This is a genomic window from Amycolatopsis xylanica, assembly GCF_900107045.1.
Taxonomy (GTDB): Bacteria; Actinomycetota; Actinomycetes; order Mycobacteriales; family Pseudonocardiaceae; genus Amycolatopsis; species Amycolatopsis xylanica.
The window spans coordinates 176,378-193,384 of record NZ_FNON01000008.1 but is presented as its reverse complement, the minus strand read 5'-3'; the positions used below and the strand labels follow the sequence as shown (position 1 = coordinate 193,384).

The window sequence follows — 17,007 nt, the reverse complement described above, 5'->3', positions numbered from 1 at the left end:
GGCGACAAGAGCAGGAGTTATAAGGGTTTCGGAGACGTCTCGCGCCGCACGTTCATCGTAGGAACAAGTTCTATATTGGGCGCCGCGATCGCCGGTGGCCGTGCTGCCGCGGCCCCGCCACTCACCCCAGGAGCCCGGGTCCCGGCGCTGGTGATCGGCACCGGCTACGGCGGCTCGGTGGCCGCGCTGCGCCTCGCGCAGGCCGGGGTCGACGTGCAGATGGTCGAGATGGGGATGGCCTGGGACACCCCCGGCCCCGACGGCAAGATCTTCGCCAATACGACCACGCCGGACCAGCGGTCCTTCTGGCTGCGGACCCGGACCAAGCAACCGCTGAGCAACTTCCTCGGCTTCCCGATCGACAAGGACATCCCGCGCTACACCGGCATCCTCGACGCCGAAGAGTTCGGCGGCATCATCGTGTACCAGGGCCGTGGCGTCGGCGGCGGTTCGCTCGTGAACGGCGGTATGGCCGTCACGCCGAAACGGGAGAACTTCGGCGCCGTGCTCCCGACGGTCAACGCCGACGAGATGTACAACACCTACTACCCGCGCGCCAACGCCGGTCTCGGCGTCGCCACCATCGACCCCGCCTGGTTCGACACCACCGACTGCTACCAGTACGCGCGCGTCGGCCGCAAACACGCGCAGCGATCCGGTTTCCCGTTCGTCTTCGTGCCCGACGTGTACGACTGGGACTACATGAAGAAGGAGGCCGCTGGCACCGTCCCGAAGTCCGCATTGGCCGGGGAAATCCTGTACGGCAACAACTACGGCAAGAAATCCCTGCAGAAGACCTACCTCGCGCAGATCAAGGCGACCGGCCGCGTCACCATCACGCCGCTGCACAAGGTCACCTCCGTGGCGCCGGCGTCCGGCGGCGGCTACACGGTCACCATGGACCAGCTCAGCACCGCGGGCGACACCATCGCCACCAAGACCGTGACCGCCGACAAGGTGTTCTTCGCGGCGGGCAGTGTCGGCACCAGCAAGCTCCTGGTCAAGCTCAAGGCGACCGGCGCGCTGCCCAACCTCAGCAACGAGGTCGGCAAAGGCTGGGGCGACAACGGCAACGTCATGTGCGGCCGCGCCAACCATTTGTGGGACGCGACCGGCGCGCTCCAGGCGTCGATTCCCTGCGGTGGCATCGACAACTGGGCGGCGGGCGGCGCCTTCGCCGAGGTGGCTCCCTTGCCGACGGGCATCGAGACCTACGCTTCGTTCTACCTCTCGATCACGAAGAACCCGAACCGCGCGGAGTTCACGTGGAACGGCGCGGCGGGGAAAGTCGACCTCAACTGGCAGACCGCGTGGAAGCAGCCGTCGATCGACATGGCCAAGTCGATCTTCGACAAGATCAACGCCAAGGAGGGCACGATCTACCGCACCGATCTGTTCGGGGTGTACAAGATCTGGGGCGACCACCTGACGTACCACCCACTCGGCGGCGCGGTGCTCGGCAAGGCCACCGACAACTACGGCCGCCTGCACGGCTACCCGGGCCTGTACGCGATCGACGGCTCGCTCATCCCTGGCAACACGAGCGTCAACCCGTTCGTCACCATCACCGCACTGGCCGAGCGCAACATCGAGAAGATCATCGCCACCGACCTCTAGGCCTCGTGCGCGCCGCGGCCGGTCCTTTGGCGGCGAGCCCAATGTGGCGCGTCTGGGCGGCTTGGGTGAGGGCCTCCCTCACCCGGCTCGGCTTGGTGAGGGCCTGCCTCACCAAGCTATACGAGGTCAGGGCCTCCCTCACCCAGATATGCGGGTCAGGGCCTCCCTCGCCAAGCTGCTTGAGTGAGGGAGGCCCTCACTAAACGGGCTCGCGCAAGGGGCCTGCGTGGGGTGTGTCGTGCGCGTTGCGGGCGGTTCTAACCGCCCCCAACGCGCACGACCCCCGGGTCTCCAGGTCCGGGCGGGCATGGATTTCCTTGGCCGAGTTCGAGGTGGTTGCGCAGTGAAGCAAGGGGGCCCTTGAGTGCTTGGTAAGCACTCGGGGGTCCCCTCGCTGCGCGATCAAGCTCGGATCAGGGTGGGTGTCGGCGCGAGTGGTAACTCTGCTGCGTCTAACGGAGCAGCGTTACCACTCGCGCGAGCCTTGTCAGGGTGGAGCGAGGGGAGCCCCTGCTCCGTTGGGTGCAGCAGGGGAACCCCTCGTTCACGACCCAGGTCTCCCAGGGCCGTGGGCGGGGGGCCTTGACCGCGCAGCGCGGGTGCCCCCGAGTGCTTACCAAGCACCGAGCGGCACCCTCACTTCACAGCGCACCCAGGGCCCGCAGCGCGTACGATCCCTTAGATCTTGGGGATCACGCAGACGGTGTCCAAGCCGAGCACGTGGTTGAGGCGGCCGAAGGCGAGCCACGACCCGATGCTCATGCTCAGCTCGACGATCTCCAGCTGGCTGTAGTGCGCGGTCATCCGGCCCCAGAACTCCTCGTCGAGCCCGTGGTGATCCAGCGCGTACCGCTCGGCGTACTCCGCCGCCAGGCGGGTCCGGTCGTCGAAAGCGTCGGTCGTGCGCCACTCCAAAACCGCCGACGGGAACTCGTCCTCGACCTTGACGCCGTCGCGTTCCGTGCGCCAGTCCAGGCAGAACACGCAGCCGTTGATCTGGGCGATGCGCAGCCGGGCCGCTTCGAACTCGCGCAGGCCGAGTGTCGTGTGCGAGTACACCGCCAGCGAGAAGTTGGACGCGGCGACGCCGATGCCGGGGACCATCTCGCCCCAGACGTAGGCGATCGGGTCCTTGCCTTCGGGGATGTCGATGTTCATCGGGCCACCTTTCCGAGTTTGCCGATCGCGGGCCGCAGTGGGACGTCGAGTGCGTCGTAGAGTCCGGGTTCCGCCGCCACCAGCCAGTCGATGGCGTTGACGAGCCTGCCGACCGCGGTCGCGTTGCCGCCGGCGGAGCGGTTTTCGCCCTCGTCGGTCGCTTCGATGGTGACCTCGATGCGGGGGCGGCCTTCGATGATCACGCGGTGCGCGCCCGAGGAGTTCGGCGGCATCGGCCAGTCCGGCGCGCACGACGGGTGGATGCGCGTGACGTGTTCGATGACGATGCGCGGTTCGCCGCCGACGATGCCGATCACCTCGAAGCGGACCGCGCCCTGGGTGCCCGCCTCGAACTCGCCCATGGTCCTGGTGCCGACCGTGGTTTCGAGCGGGCGGCGGTCGACGGTCTCGATGATCTCGTCGAGCTCGGCGCCGAGCGCGCGGGCCAGCAGGCGGATCTGCCCGCCCCACACCATGGTCGGCACCATCGGCGCGAGCATCGGCGGCGCGTAGTCCATCGGCTGGCCCATGCCGACCAGGTACCGGACGGAATCCGGCTGCTCGTACGTGGAGTAGTCGAAGATCTCCTGGCAGCGGATGGCGTCGACGGTCGTGCCCAGCCCGCTGACGAGCAGCGGCAGCACATCGTTGCCCCAGCCGGGATCCACGCCGGACACGAACAGCGAGCCGCCGCCCGCCTCGATCGCGGCGAGCACCGGCTCACGGAGTTCGGCGGGCGCGTTGCGCTGGTCGTAGAGCGGGTACAGCGAAGGCGTGACGACGACCGCGCCCGCCTTGATCGCGGCCGTGATGTCGGCGAGCGCTTCCATCGGGCGGATGTCGCCGGACGCCGCGTAGACGACGGCGCCGGGACTCGCGGCGAGCACGGTCTCGGCGTCGTCGGTCGCGTCGACGCCGAGTTCGTGCTCGAGACCCGCCAGCTCGCCCGCGTCGCGGCCTACTTTCGCGGGGTCGTGCACGAGCACGGCCACCAGTTTCAACGCCGGGTTCGCGTCGACCGCGCGAATGGCGGCCCTGCCGACATTGCCGGTGCCCCACACGACTGTGGCAATCATGTGGTGGAGGCTAATGACGGCGCGACGGCGCGCCTAGAAAACCGTTCCGCTCAGCGCAACGGCTAGAACTCGTCCGAGTCCGTCAGCTCCCGCTCGAACGCGTCGGCCTGGTTGACCACGAGGTGCAGCGGCCGCTCGAACTCGTCGCGCACGCTCAGGTCGGCCAGCGGGACCGTGTGCTTGAGCAGCGCGACCCCGTCGACGACACCCGCGCCGCCGACGAGCGACTTGCCTGCCAGCTCGAGCAGGCGGCGTGCGTCGATCTTGTCCGCGTAGCCGACCGGGGAGGAGATCTCCAGCCACGCCGCGCCGTCCCCGGTCACGTGGTGCACGGACACCTGCTGGGTGCGGCTTTCCTCGGTGTCGAGCCGGAACCGCAGCCAGTCGCCGGTCTCCTCCAGCACCTCGTACCGCGTACGGACAAAGTTGATCACGTCGGTCCAGCTGGTCACACCCGTCACCTCTCGTATGGCCTGCCCTCAAGCATGGGGAGCATCCCACATCGCCACCAGCCTGCCGCAATCCGCACTGGAACGCCCGTGGAACGCCGATGGAACGCCCCAGTGAGGTGAGGCGAAACCAAGGAGGAACGGACATGAAGCTGTTCGGACGCGACCGGGACCTCTCGTTCGGCACGCGGCTGAGAACCGCGGCGGCGGTGTGCGTGACCGCGGTGGCGGTACTCGTGCCCGGCGCGCAGCCCGCGAACGCGGTGACCCCCGGCGACGTGAAGGACGCCCTGCAGACGGCCTACGACCTGTACAACAAGTTCTTCGCCAACCAGCTGACGCTGGAGCAGGCGACCGCCCAGATCATCGACGCGATCAACGCGGCCAAGAGCCAGATCCTCGCGCACATCGACGCGCTCGCGGCCGCGGAGGTGAAGGACTGCGCGCGGCCGGCGGTGGGCGACTTCGCCGACATCACCAGGCTGACACTGGACCAGAAGCAGGCCTTCGCCCGTGAGGCCTCGGCGTGCGTGTCCAAGGCCGACAACCGGATCCCGCTGCTGGGCGAGGCCGCGGTCGACGAGATCGGCTTCGCGCTGAACACCGTCGGCCCGATCGCGCTGATCGCGCGGGCCTACTCGGGGCTGACCAACCCCGAGCTGACCGCGACGCTGCGCAATGCCAACACCAACCTCGTCGCGAGGCTGAAGCCCTCCTGTATCGCGCACTGGCTGTGGCCGGACGCCACCCCGCAGTTCGTCGAGGTGGAGCTGATCTGCACGGCCTACAACGGGCACCAGGGCTTCGATTCGGTCATCGTGAACCGGAGGAAGCCGTCGCCGCCGATCGACTTCACCGACGCGATCAACGCCGCGGCCGCAGGCACCAGCTACCCGATCGGAGTGGCCGCGCTGCGGCAAATCCACTAGCGCCGGCTCGTTTCCCGGCCTCGCTCCGGCGGGGCCGGGAAACGATTTCCGCTAGTCCATTCGAGTGAGAAGCGAGCCGCTGCTGAACCTTCCCCGCTCCTGACGAGTGAGTGCACAACACACGTCAGTCTCGTGGGGAGGTGGACGGTGTGGAGGCTCGTCCTTTGCTCGATGCCGGTGAATACGCACTGCACGTCGAAGGTGATCTGACGGCCGCGAGGTCCTGGTTCTCGCGGGCGTACGCGCTCGCGGACGAGGCGGGTGACGGGCGGCTGATGGCGGCGGCCGCGCTGGGGCTGGGCGGGCTGTGGGTGCACGAGCACCGGCCGGTCGAAGCCGCGGCCAAGGTCGAGTCGTGCCAGCGGGCCGCGCTGGCGGTGGCGGGGCACCGGCCGGAGGCGCTGCGGCTGCGGATCCGGCTGGCGGCCGAATCCGACTACCGGGCCGGGCGGCATAGGACGATCCTGCCGCTGCTCGAGCAGGCCAGGCACGGGCCAGACCCGGTCGCGTACGCGGAGGCGCTGAGCCTGGCGCACAACTGCCTGCTCGGCCCCGACCAGGCGCGGGCGCGGCTGGGGCTCGCCGAAGAGCTGATGCGGGCGGGTGCGCGCACCGACCGGCCGAGCGACGCGCTGATGGGCCTGCTCTGGCGGACCATCGACCTGTTCCTGCTCGGCGATCCGCACGCGGAGCGGTCGTTCTCGGAGGTTTCCGGCTCGACGGCCGCGCGGCGCAACACGGCCGTCTGGTTCGCCGTCGCGGGGATGCGGGTGATGCTCGGCATCCGGACGGGACGGCTGGACGAGGCGGAGCGGCTCGCCTACGAATGCGCCGAGTACGGCAAGGCCGCGGGCAACGCCGACGAGGTCGGCTGGCTGGGCGCCCAGCTGGCGGCGATCCGGTGGTATCAGGGCCGGATCGCCGAGCTGGCAGGCCCGCTCACGGAGCTCGCGAACTCGCCCAAGCTGAGCGAGACCGACAACGGTTTCCTGCCCACGTTGGCCGTCGCGGCGGCGACCGCGGGTGACCTGCGGACGGCACGCGGGGCGCTGGCGAGGTTCCGCGGCGACGACTTCGCGGCCCAGCCGCGGTCGAGCTCGTGGCTGATCGGGATGAACGGGGTGGCCGAAGCCGCGTTCCTGCTGGGGGACTCCGAGATCGCCGCGCGGGTGTACGAGCTGCTGGCGCCCTACGCCTGGTTGCCGGTCATGGGCGGGCGCGCGATCGTGTGCGTCGGCTCGGCGCACCAAGCGCTCGGGGTCGCGGCGGTGACGTTCGGCGACACCGGCCGTGCCATCGGGCATTTCCGGGCCGCGCTCGACCAGAACGCCGCGCTCGGGCATTGGCCGGCCTCGGTCCTGTCCCGGTTCCGGCTCGGCCGGGCGCTGATGGCCAAGGGTGAGGTGGCCGAGGCGCGGACCGAGCTGGCCGTCGCCGCCCATGAGGCGGAGGCGTTCGGGATGGTGCTGCCCGGCGAGCCCGCCGCGCGGGCCACGTGTGTCCGAAGTGGACGGAGCTGGCGCGTCGAGCTGGCAGGCCAGTCGGCCGAAGTGGACGATTCGGTCGGGATCCGTTATCTGGCAACGCTGATCGCCAACCCGGACGTCGAGATCGCGGCGGTGGAACTGGCCGGGCGGCCGGATCACGCGGCGGGGCAGGAGGTACTGGACGAGGTCGCGCTGCGCCAGTACCGGCGGCGGCTGGAGGAGCTGCGCGGCGACATCGAGGAAGCGGACTCGGCTGGCGATTTCGAACGGGCCTCGCGGTCGCGTGCCGAGCTGGAGTGGCTGGCGAACGAGCTGCGGGCGTCGACCGGGCTCGCGGGCCGGGCGCGGCGGTTCGCCGGTGAGCCCGAGCGGGCCAGGATCGCGGTCGGCAAGGCGATCCGCCGGGCGCTGGACCGGGTCGCCGCGGTGAACCCGGCGCTCGGCACGCTGGTGCGCGACGCGGTCCACACCGGGATGCGGTGCTGCTATCGGCCTGCCGCCGACCTTACGGGCGCCGCTCTTTCGGCGGATCACAGGGAAAGCGTGAGCCGCTAGGAAGGAAAGCCGTGGCTTTTCCAGTTATCAGGGGAGGAAATGTGCTGACCCGAAGAGCGATGCTGGCCGCGGCGACGGTGGTGGCGAGCCTGGTCATGGCGGTTCCGGCGACCGCGTCGCCGTTGTCTTCCGAAGACCGGATTTCCGCCAGGCTCGACACGCTGCGGCAGAGCCCCGACGGCCTCGCCCGGTTCCTGCGTGCTTTCCCGAAGGGCGGTGACCTGCACAATCACCTGTCCGGCGCGGTATCGACCGAATCGCTGATCCGCTACGCCGTCTCGGACGGTCTCTGTATCGACAAAACGACCCTGGCCGCGTCTTATCCGCCGTGCACGGCCACGCAACGGCCCGCCGCGGACACGAATACGGACAAGGGATTTTATTCGGCCGTGCTGCGTGCCTGGTCGATGGAAGGCTTCGATCTGCACGGCCCGGAATCCGGGCACGATCATTTCTTCGCGACTTTCGGCAAGTTCGGCGCGGCCACCGACCGCCACAAGGGTGACATGCTCGCCGAGGTCGCCGAAATCGCGCAGCGGCAGAACCAGTTCTACCTGGAGACGCTGATCTCGCGTCAGGGCGCCGCGGTGCGCGCGCTCGCCGCGAGCGTCGGCTTCAACGCCGATTTCGCCGTCATGCGGCAGAAAATGCTGGACGGCGGCGCGATGGCCAAGGTCGTCGCCGCCTCGAAGGCGGACACCGACGCCGACTACGCCCAGTTCAACGCGGCGCTGAAGTGTGGCACCCCGTCGGCTTCGCGGGCCTGCGTCTTCCCGATCCGCTACGACTACCAGGTCGGGCGCGCGACCAACCCCGAGATCGTGTTCGCCAATCTGCTGCTCGGCTTCGAACTCGGCCAGGTCGACGGCCGCTACGTCGGCGTCAACCTGGTGCAGCCGGAGGACGACCCGATCGCGTTGCGTGACTACCACCTGCACATGACCATGGTCGGCTTCCTGCACCAGCTTTACCCGAAGACCCGCATCACCCTGCACGCGGGCGAGCTGACCCCGGACCTGGTCCCGCCCGCCGACATCCTGTTCCACATCAGGGAGGCCGTCGAGATCGCGGGCGCCGAACGCATCGGCCACGGTGTCGACGTGCGGCACGAGACGAACGCCGCCCAGCTGGCACGCGAGATGGCGGACCGTCACGTGCTCGTCGAGACGCCGTTGACCAGCAACGCCCAGATCCTCGAGGTGTCCGGCCCCGAGCACCCGATGCGCTGGTATCAGCGGTTCGGCGTCCCGATCGGGCTGGCCACGGACGACCCGGGCGTCTCGCGCAGCGACATCACCGCCGACTACGTGCGCGCGGTGACCGAGCAGCACCAGACCTACCGGCAGCTCAAGCAGATCTCGCGGGCCTCGCTCGACCACGGCTTCATCCAGGGCGCCAGCCTGTGGCGCGGACCGGACGACTTCCGCCCGGTCGCGGCCTGCGCGGGTTCGGTGCTCGGTGGCGCGAACCCGAGCCAGCGCTGCAAGCAGCTGCTCCATGACAGTCCCAAGGCCGCGGCCGAATGGGCACAGGAGGCGGCCTTCCGGGCATTCGAAGGCTGAGCCGAGCACGTCAAGGGTCGTGAGTGGCGTGGCCGGTTAGAACCGGCCACGCCACTCACGACCCTCTTTGGTTAAGGGACTTTGCCCCAATCATGTTGCCGCTGACCGGTATCTCGCGGCACTTCGTCGGTCTCTCCCGATCTTGTGGCCACACCGTGAGCGCGCGGTGGCGCACAGTGAGAAAAGTTGTCGTCTTTGCAACGTACGGGCAACAGCCTTGACAGTTGCTGTGGTACGTACCACTCTCGCCGCATTGGTCTACACCATTTTTGGCCGCCCGGCCGGTAGCCGGGCATCGAAAGGACGGCAACGAGTGAAGCGCTGGCTCAAGCTTGCGGCGGGTATCGCCGCCACCACGCTCGCGGCCGCGGGCTGTGCCGGATCAGGCGGCAGTGACGCGGGCAATCAGTCGAGCGCGCCGCCCAAGGACGGGACGATCACGGTCTGGCTGATGACCGGCACCGCGCCCGATTCCATGAGCGCCGCACTGCACAAGGATTTCGAAGACGCGCACCCCGGGGTCAAGGTCAAGTACGAGATCCAGCAGTGGAAGGGCATCCAGGAGAAGCTCACCGCCGCGCTGGCCAGTGACAGCCCGCCCGACGTGATCGAGGTCGGCAACACCCAGACGCCGTTCTTCGCCGCGCAGGGCGTGGCGGCGGATCTCTCCGGCTCCGTCGCGGACTTCAACGGCGCCCAGTGGCTCGCGGGCCTCAAGGCCTCCGGCGAGTACGACGGCAAGACCTACGGTGTGCCGTTCTACGCCGCCAACCGTGAGGTGATCTACCGCAAGGACCTGTTCGAGCAGGCGGGCATCACCACGCCGCCGGCCTCGCGCGCGGAGTGGCTCGACGCCATCACCAAGCTCAAGGCCAAGTTCGGCAGCGACCCCGACTTCCAGCCGCTGTACCTGCCCGGCCAGTACTGGTACGCGCTGCTCTCGTTCCTGTGGGACGACGGCGGTGACGTCGCCAAGGCCGACGGCAAGAAGTTCAAGTCGACGCTGGACAGCGCCGGCTCCAAGGCGGGCATCGAGTTCTACAAGCAGCTCGTCGAGGCCTCCGGCACCAAGGCGCCCAAGGACAACGACGAGGCCACCCCGCAGCAGGCCACCATTTACGGCGCGGGCAAGGTCGCGATGTTCATCGGCGCGCCCTACGAGGTCGCCACGGCCGCCAAGACCGACCCGAGCCTGAAGGAGAAGTCGGGCGCGTTCCCGATCCCGAGCAAGACCGCGGGCCAGACCGCGCCGGTGTTCCTCGGTGGCTCGAACCTGATGATCCCGCTGAACAGCAAGAACCAGCAGCTGGCCAAGGACTACATCAAGCTCATGTGCTCCGCGAAGTACCAGGGTGAGCTCGTCAAGGCCGGTTACGTGCCCGGCGCCTCCACCGACACCAGCGGCCTCGACTCCGACCCGCTGGCCGCCGTGATGGCCAAGGCCTCGAAGAACGGCCGCGCCGTGCCCGCCAGCCCGAAGTGGGGCGAGGTCGAGTCCGGCCAGAACCCGCTGAAGGACATGCTGACCGCGTACCTGACCGGCAAGAAGACGCTGGACCAGGCCACCGCTGACGCGAACGCCGCACTCGACAAGATCATCGGCGGATGACCTCGACCAAGGAAGTGCCGGTGCCGGCGGGGGCGACCCCGCCGGCACCGGCGCGTGCCGAGCGCCCGGTGTCGTCGCGCAAGGGTCGTTTCGCGCCGAAGACCGTGCCGTACCTGCTGATCCTGCCCGCGCTGATCGCCATCGTGGTGCTGCTGGGCTGGCCGACGATCCAGCTGTTCGCCATCAGCCTGCGCAAGCTCGACCTGGGCGAGCTGGTCCGCGGCCAGATGATCTGGATCGGCTTCGAGAACTTCGCCACCACGCTGGCCGACCCCGAGTTCTGGGAGGTCACCGTCCGGACGCTGGTGTTCACCGCCGCGCTGGTGATCGCCACCATCCTGGCCGCCTTGTTCGTGGCGCTGCTGATGCGTCACCTCGGGCCGGTCGTGCGGATCATCCTGCAGGTGACGCTCGTGCTCGCCTGGGCGGTGCCGGTGATCGCGACGACCACGGTCTTCCAGTGGATCTTCGACCAGCAGTACGGGATTCTCAACAAGACGCTCGACAAGCTCGGGTTCCACGACTTCATCGGCTACTCGTGGTTCTCGACCGGGCCGAGCACGCTGACGGTGATCGGCCTGCTGATCCTCTGGCAGGCGGTGCCGTTCGTGGCGTTCACGCTCTACGCGGGCCTGATCGGGGTGCCGCAGGAGCAGTACGAGGCGGCGTCGATGGACGGCGCGAGCCCGTGGCAGGCCTTCTGGGCGGTCACCTGGCCCGCGATCCGGCCGATCCTGACCATGGTCACCTTCCTCTCGGTCCTCTGGGACTTCAAGGTGTTCGCCCAGGTGTGGGCCATCCGCCAGGGCGGCCCCGACGGCGGGAGCACCACGCTGCCGGTCTACCTGTACCTCAAGGGCGTCGCGGGCAGCCACTTCGGCGCCGCCGCGGCGATCGCCGTGCTGATGCTGCTGGTGCTGGTCGCGCTGACCGCCCGGTACATCCAGCTGCTGGTGCGCACGAAGGAGGGCGACATCTCGTGAAAAAGTCACTCCCGGCCCGGATCGGGCTGTCCGTCGTAGGCCTGCTCGTGGCTTTGTTGTTCTTCTTCCCGACGTACTGGATGTTCACCACGTCGCTGAAGACGCCCGGCGAGGTCCTGTCGCCGAAGTACGACCTGATCCCGTTTTCCGCGACGCTCGAGAACTTCACGTCGGCGCTGACCAAGCCGGGTTTCCTGACGTACCTGACCAACAGCCTGATCGTCACGGTCGGCGCGGTGCTCTGCGCGCTGGTCGCCGGTGTGCTCGCCGCGGTGCCGCTGTCGCGGTTCCGGTTCCGCGGCCGCAAGGGTTTCCTGCTGCTGGTGCTGGTCGCGCAGCTGGCGCCGGTCGAGGCGCTGTTCATCCCGATGTACCTGCTGATGCGGGACGCCGGGCTGCTCAACACGCTGCCGTCGCTGCTGCTGATCTACTTCGTGACCACGCTGCCGTTCACCATCTGGATGCTGTACGGCTTCGTCAACGGCATCCCGTACGACCTCGAAGAGGCCGCGATGATCGACGGCTGCAGCCAGGCGGGCGCGTTCCGCCGGGTCACGCTGCCGCTGCTCGGGCCCGGGCTCGTCACGACGTCGGTGTTCAGCTTCATCACCGCGTGGAACGAGTTCCTGTTCGCGCTGGTGTTCATGCGGGACAAGAACAAGCAGACGCTGCCGGTGTGGCTCTCGTCGTTCAAGACCGCGTTCTCCGTTGACTGGGGCGGCATCATGGCCGCGTCGGCCATCTACGCGGTGCCCGCGCTGATCTTCTTCCTGATCGTGCAACGCAAGCTGGTGTCCGGCATGACCGCCGGCGCGGTGAAGGGATAGCGGTTGTCGTCACCAGAGAAGCTCGCTGAATCCGTTCTGCTGCCCGGTTTCGCGGGCACCACGGCCCCGGACTGGCTCCGCCGCCGCCTCGGCGAGGGACTCGGCGGGGTGATCCTGTTCGGCCGCAACGTGGTCGACGACGAGCAGGTCGCCGCGCTCACCGCGGGCCTGCGCTCGGAGCGCCCCGACGTGGTCATCGGCATCGACGAGGAGGGCGGCGACGTCACCAGGCTCGACGTCGCCACCGGCTCGTTCGTGCCGGGCCCGCTCGCGCTCGGCGCCGCGGACGACCCCGAGCTGACCACCTCGGTAGCGGCCGCGCTCGGCGAGCGCCTGGCCGCGTGCGGCGTGACGGTCAACCTCGCGCCCTGCGCGGACCTGACCCTCGCGGCCGAGGACCCGGTCATCGGCGTCCGCGCCTTCGGCTCGGACCCGGTACGCGCCTCGGTGCACGTCGCGGCGTACGTGACCGGGCTGCAGAAGTACGGCGTCGCGGCCTGCGCCAAGCACTTCCCCGGCCACGGCGCGGCCACCGAGGACTCTCACGTGGCGCTGCCGGTGCTCCCGCGCGCCGAGGAGGAATTGCGCGAGATCGAGCTGGTCCCGTTCCGCGCGGCCATCCGGGCCGGGGTCCGGTCGATCATGACCGGCCACCTGGTCGTCCCCGCGTGGGGCGACCTCCCGGCGACCCTGAACCCCCGCGCGCTGACCTCGGTGCTGAAGGAGGAGCTGGGCTTCACCGGCGCGGTCATCACGGACGCGCTGGAGATGGGCGCGGTGTCGGGGGAGTACGGGCGGCAGGACGGCCTCGGCCAGGCCGCGGTGCGCTCACTGGCCGCGGGCGCCGACGCGCTGTGCATCGGCGGCGCGGCCTTCGACGCCGAGGTGCTGGACCGGATCACGGCGACGATCGTGGCCGCGGTGTCCTCGGGCGTGCTTCCCTTGGAGCGACTCGAGGAGGCTTCCGCGCGGACGGCGGCGTTGTCCTCGGCGCCTTCTCCCGCGGAGATCACCCCGGTCGACTACCGGCTGGGCCTGGAGGCGGCGCGCAAGGCGTTGCGAGTCCAAGGCTCACCCCGGCTGGATGGTGCGCCGCTGGTCGTGGACGTCCAGACGGAGCCGAACATCGCCGCCGGGCCGATGCCTTGGGGGCTCGGCGCTTTGCTGACCTCGCTGGTGCCGGGGACGCGGGCGCTGACCGTGTCACCCGGGGACGTCGACTCGGTGCTCGCCGCCGCGGCTGGGTTTTCCAGCGTGGTCGTGGTGACCCGCGAAGCGCACCGGCACCCCGCGGTGCGCTCGATGCTCGAGGTGTTCCGCACCTCCGTGCCCGGCCTGATCCACGTCGAAACCGGCGTGCCCGGCCCGGCGACCCCGGGCGCCCGCATCGACACCTTCAGCGGCTCCCACGTGAGCCTGCGCGCGGCCGCGGAGTACCTGGCCTAATGGGGTCGTGAGTGTTGCGGCCGGTTCTAACGGACCGGTACCTGGCTACCTACCGCCCGAGTCTCGGCGCGAGTGGAAGGTTTGCTCCGTTGGGTGCAGAAATCCTTCCACTCGCTCGGACTCATCCACCCTGGGCACGTGACAAGGGCCGCCCTTGCAACGCTCTGGGTGACAAGGGCCGCCCTTGTCACCGGGGCCAGCGTGACCCCCCTAGTCGCAGGGTGGGTTGTAGGTGAGGCCGGGCAGGTGGTGGTCCCAGTCCGCCCGGCTGATCGGCGGCGTCGCGCAGGCCTTCGCTTCGACCCGCGCCAGGTCGGTGTCCCACAGCTGCGCCGTGTGGTCGTCACTGGCGGTCGCGACCAGCCGCCCGTCCGGGCTGAACGCCGTCGAGTTGACCGCGCCCGCGTGCCCGGTCAGCGTCGTCAGGTCGACCGGGTGGCGAAGGTCGCTCACGTCCCAGATCCGCGCCGTGTGGTCGAAACTCGCCGTCGACAGCCGTCGCCCGTCGTTGCTGAACGCCACCGACGACACGATGTCGGAGTGCCCGCTCAGCGTCGCCAGCTCCAGCGGCTGCCGGGGATCGCGCACGTCCCACAGCCGCGCCGTGTGGTCGTTCGCGCCGGTGGCGAGCGTGCGGCCGTCTGGGCTGAAGACGAGCGATGCCACCAAGTCCGTATGCCCTTTGAGGACGGTGAGCGAGGATGGCCGGAGCGGATCGCTCACGTCCCACAGTCGGATCGTGCGGTCGTCGCTGCCGGTCGCCAGCACGTGGCCGTCCGGGCTGAAGGCGACCGGTTTGACGCTCAGCGTGTGTCCGGTGAGGACCGTCGAGCGAGCCGGATCCTTGACGTCCCACAGGCGCGCGGTCTTGTCGTAGCTGCCGGTCGCGAGGAAACGGCCGTCAGGGCTGAATTTCACCATGTAGACGGTGTCGGTGTGTCCTTTGAAGACGTTCAGCAGCGCGGGCTTCCGCGGGTCGCTCACATCCCAGAGCCGGATGGTGTTGTCGCGGCCCGAGGTCGCCACCGACCGCCCGTCCGCGCTGAAGGCGACCGTCGTGACGAGGTCCGCGTGGCCGGTGAGGTCCGAGAGCTTGCGTGGGTGCGCGCTGTCGGAGATGTCCCACAACGCCGCCGTGTGGTCGAAACTGCCCGTCGCGAGCACGCGCCCGTCCGGGCTGAACGCGACCGACCCGACGACCTGGGTATGGCCTTCCAGCGGGACGGCCATCGTGGCGAGGAGTCCGTCGCGGGTCTCGCGGGTCGGTGAAAGGCGGTAGGCCGCGACGCTGAGCTGGGCGGCCAGCGCGGGGTTCGTCTGGCGGAGCGCTACGGCGTTGGCGGCGACCTTCTCCGCGAGCGCGACGTTGCGCTGGCCGCTGATCTCGTTCTCCGCGCGCACCGCGTAGAAGGTCGTGCCCGCGGTCAGTACCAAAAGGACGGTGAGCACCGCGATGAGCTGGCGGCGACGGCGGGCGCCGCGTTCCGCCGCCGCGCGTTCGACCGCCTCCGCGGCCAGGCTGGCGTCGAGGAACTCGCGTTCGCGTGGCGCCAGGGTGGCCGTGGAGAGGCCGCGGGCCAGTTCGAGGCCCGCGCCCCGGTAGAGGGCGCCGGGGTCGCGGTCGAGCGACTCCCAGTCCGCGGCGGCGAGGCTGAGCCTGCGGTGCAGGCGCAGGCCGTCGCGGTCCTCGGCGAGCCAGTCGCGCAGGCGCGGCCACGCCCGGATGAGGGCTTCGTGGGTGATTTCGACGCCGTCGCCGTCGACCGTGACAAGCCTGGCTTCGGCGAGCGGGCCGAGCACGTCCATGCTGGGCGGCAACTCGTGGCGCGGGACGCGGCGTTTGGTGTCTTCGGTGCCCTCACCCGGTGCTATCAGGCGGCGGAACAGCTGTTTCGTGGCTTCGCGCTGGCGGGAGTCGAAGGTGGTGAACAGCGACTCGGCCGTCTTGGCGAGCGCGCCGTCGATGCCGCCCGCCGCGTGGAAGGCGGCCAGCGTCAGCGTCTTGCCGTGACGGCGGCGCCAGGTTTCGAGCAGCACGTGCGAGAGCAGCGGCAGCACGCCGGCGCGGCCGTGCGCGTTCATCACCAGGTGGGTCACCAGCGCGCCCTCGACGACGCAGCCCGCGTCGATCGCCGGGCGGGTGATGGCCGCGCGCAGCTCGGCCGCGGTCATCGGGCCGACGGTGATCTGGGCGTCGCGCCACGCCTCGACCAGGTCGGCGTGCGCGCTGCAGTGCGCGAAGAAGTCGGCGCGCACCCCGGCGACGATCCGGCAGCGGTCCCGCGAGAGGCCGATCAGCTCCGCGATGAACGCGTGCTCGTCCTGCCGGACGGTGAAGATCTCCTCGAACTGGTCGACCACGACGACCTCGGCCCGGTCCCGCTCGACGAGCTCGGTGAGCCCGCCCGCCGGGAGCGAACCGGGGGTCACCACGAGCACCGGGCCCTGCCCGAGCCTCGGCACCACCCCGGCGCGCAGCACCGACGACTTCCCGGCGCCGGACGCGCCGAAAACGCCGATGAAACGTTTTTCCGCGAGCCGGGACAACACCTGGTCGATCACGCGTTCGCGGCCGAAGAACCGGCCGGAATCATCCGGCCCGAATGGCGCCAAACCGGCATAGGGCGGTTGCCCCGTTTCGATCCGCGCGGGCTCGGAACGGGCGTTCATCTCGGCGGTGACCGCATTCCACCGTTCGGTCCATTCCTCCTCGTCCCCTTCGCACGCGCGCACGAAGGCCAGCGTCACGTCGAGGCTTGGCAGTTTCCGCCCGGCGGCCGCGTCGGACAACGTCGTCGACGAGTAATGCGCCAGCCTGGCCAGCTCCCGATACGGTGGGCGGCCCGCCTGCTCGCGCAGTTTCCGCAGGTCAGCGGCGAATTCGGTGAGTTTGGTGCCATCGGGCACCAGTGGCTGTTCCGTCCTCGGCACGATTCCCCTTCCCCAGGGCGCCCGATTGTCCGGAAGTTGATGTCCGCTGTCCAGTGAGCGACATCGGACAACGGGCGAAGGCTACAAAAGGGGACAGCGGCAAGCCCCCAGCCTGCCGCCTGGGGAATGTAAGCCCTTTTCACTGGAGGCCCTATACGAACGGAAAACCCCAAGGCGGGCCGGTGGACCCCAGATCCCCGGCCCGCCCCGGCGGTAATATGGGCATTCGGCGCCGAAGAATGTCCGTGACGGGGTTTTCCTTCGCTGTGGCGCGCGTCTCCCGTCGCCCGAGGCCAGGGGAGACGGGCGACGCCTGGTGCGCACCCGATGGCGGGACGAGACTGGGGATCATGCCCCTGACCTCACCGGCCGCTGTCG

At 69.5% G+C, this 17,007-nt stretch carries 12 protein-coding genes; 8 read left to right on the top strand and 4 right to left on the bottom strand.

The window, feature by feature from the left end:
• The first annotated feature begins 75 nt into the window (after positions 1–75).
• The gene (locus BLV57_RS32425; RefSeq protein WP_091295489.1) at positions 76–1,617 is read left to right on the top strand and encodes a GMC oxidoreductase; all 1,542 of its coding nucleotides are present in this window, start codon (positions 76–78) and stop codon (positions 1,615–1,617) included.
• A 678-nt stretch (positions 1,618–2,295) separates the two neighbouring features.
• Here the strand turns inward: BLV57_RS32425 and BLV57_RS32420 are convergent.
• From BLV57_RS32420 to BLV57_RS32410, 3 genes are all read right to left on the bottom strand, one after another.
• A complete protein-coding gene (locus BLV57_RS32420) occupies positions 2,296–2,775 on the bottom strand; it encodes a carboxymuconolactone decarboxylase family protein (RefSeq protein ID WP_091295487.1) in 480 nt (159 codons plus the stop codon).
• A complete protein-coding gene (locus BLV57_RS32415) occupies positions 2,772–3,851 on the bottom strand; it encodes an NAD(P)H-dependent amine dehydrogenase family protein (RefSeq protein WP_091295484.1) in 1,080 nt (359 codons plus the stop codon). Before BLV57_RS32415 ends, BLV57_RS32420 begins: the two co-directional genes overlap by 4 nt.
• A 62-nt stretch (positions 3,852–3,913) precedes the next feature.
• A complete protein-coding gene (locus BLV57_RS32410; protein ID WP_091295482.1) occupies positions 3,914–4,303 on the bottom strand; it encodes a hypothetical protein in 390 nt (129 codons plus the stop codon).
• A 143-nt stretch (positions 4,304–4,446) separates the two neighbouring features.
• Between BLV57_RS32410 and BLV57_RS32405 the strand changes: the two genes are divergently transcribed.
• The 7 genes from BLV57_RS32405 to BLV57_RS32375 all read left to right on the top strand — a co-directional run bounded on the left by BLV57_RS32405 (position 4,447) and on the right by BLV57_RS32375 (position 13,698).
• Positions 4,447–5,229 carry a hypothetical protein gene (locus tag BLV57_RS32405; RefSeq protein WP_091295479.1) on the top strand — a complete coding sequence of 261 codons (783 nt, stop codon included), beginning with the start codon at positions 4,447–4,449 and terminating at the stop codon, positions 5,227–5,229.
• A gap of 149 nt (positions 5,230–5,378) precedes the next feature.
• A complete protein-coding gene (locus BLV57_RS32400; RefSeq protein WP_218134925.1) occupies positions 5,379–7,271 on the top strand; it encodes a hypothetical protein in 1,893 nt (630 codons plus the stop codon).
• Between the two features lie 41 nt (positions 7,272–7,312).
• Positions 7,313–8,833, top strand: a complete 1,521-nt coding sequence (locus BLV57_RS32395) for an amidohydrolase family protein (RefSeq protein ID WP_218134924.1) — start codon at positions 7,313–7,315, stop codon at positions 8,831–8,833.
• Between the two features lie 313 nt (positions 8,834–9,146).
• The gene (locus BLV57_RS32390; RefSeq protein ID WP_091295472.1) at positions 9,147–10,442 is read left to right on the top strand and encodes a sugar ABC transporter substrate-binding protein; all 1,296 of its coding nucleotides are present in this window, start codon (positions 9,147–9,149) and stop codon (positions 10,440–10,442) included.
• Positions 10,439–11,425 (top strand): carbohydrate ABC transporter permease, encoded by a 987-nt coding sequence (locus BLV57_RS32385; protein ID WP_091295469.1) that lies wholly within the window; start codon positions 10,439–10,441, stop codon positions 11,423–11,425. The genes BLV57_RS32390 and BLV57_RS32385 overlap by 4 nt, the downstream gene beginning before the upstream one ends.
• The gene (locus BLV57_RS32380) at positions 11,422–12,252 is read left to right on the top strand and encodes a carbohydrate ABC transporter permease (RefSeq protein ID WP_091295466.1); all 831 of its coding nucleotides are present in this window, start codon (positions 11,422–11,424) and stop codon (positions 12,250–12,252) included. Before BLV57_RS32385 ends, BLV57_RS32380 begins: the two co-directional genes overlap by 4 nt.
• Before the next feature lie 3 nt (positions 12,253–12,255).
• Positions 12,256–13,698, top strand: a complete 1,443-nt coding sequence (locus tag BLV57_RS32375) for a glycoside hydrolase family 3 protein (RefSeq protein ID WP_091295464.1) — start codon at positions 12,256–12,258, stop codon at positions 13,696–13,698.
• 210 nt (positions 13,699–13,908) lie between these two features.
• On the opposite strand, the gene BLV57_RS32370 is transcribed toward BLV57_RS32375, so the two are convergent.
• Positions 13,909–16,629 (bottom strand): nSTAND1 domain-containing NTPase, encoded by a 2,721-nt coding sequence (locus BLV57_RS32370; RefSeq protein ID WP_143047197.1) that lies wholly within the window; start codon positions 16,627–16,629, stop codon positions 13,909–13,911.
• Positions 16,630–17,007 lie beyond the last annotated feature (378 nt).

What these genes read in the sequence shown, in the direction of transcription:
- BLV57_RS32420 (WP_091295487.1), bottom strand. Translation starts at nt 2,775, where the DNA reads ATGAACATCGACATCCCCGAAGGCAAGGACCCGATCGCCTACGTCTGG.
- BLV57_RS32415 (WP_091295484.1), bottom strand. Translation starts at nt 3,851, where the DNA reads ATGATTGCCACAGTCGTGTGGGGCACCGGCAATGTCGGCAGGGCCGCC.
- BLV57_RS32405 (WP_091295479.1), top strand. Translation starts at nt 4,447, where the DNA reads ATGAAGCTGTTCGGACGCGACCGGGACCTCTCGTTCGGCACGCGGCTG.
- BLV57_RS32385 (WP_091295469.1), top strand. Translation starts at nt 10,439, where the DNA reads ATGACCTCGACCAAGGAAGTGCCGGTGCCGGCGGGGGCGACCCCGCCG.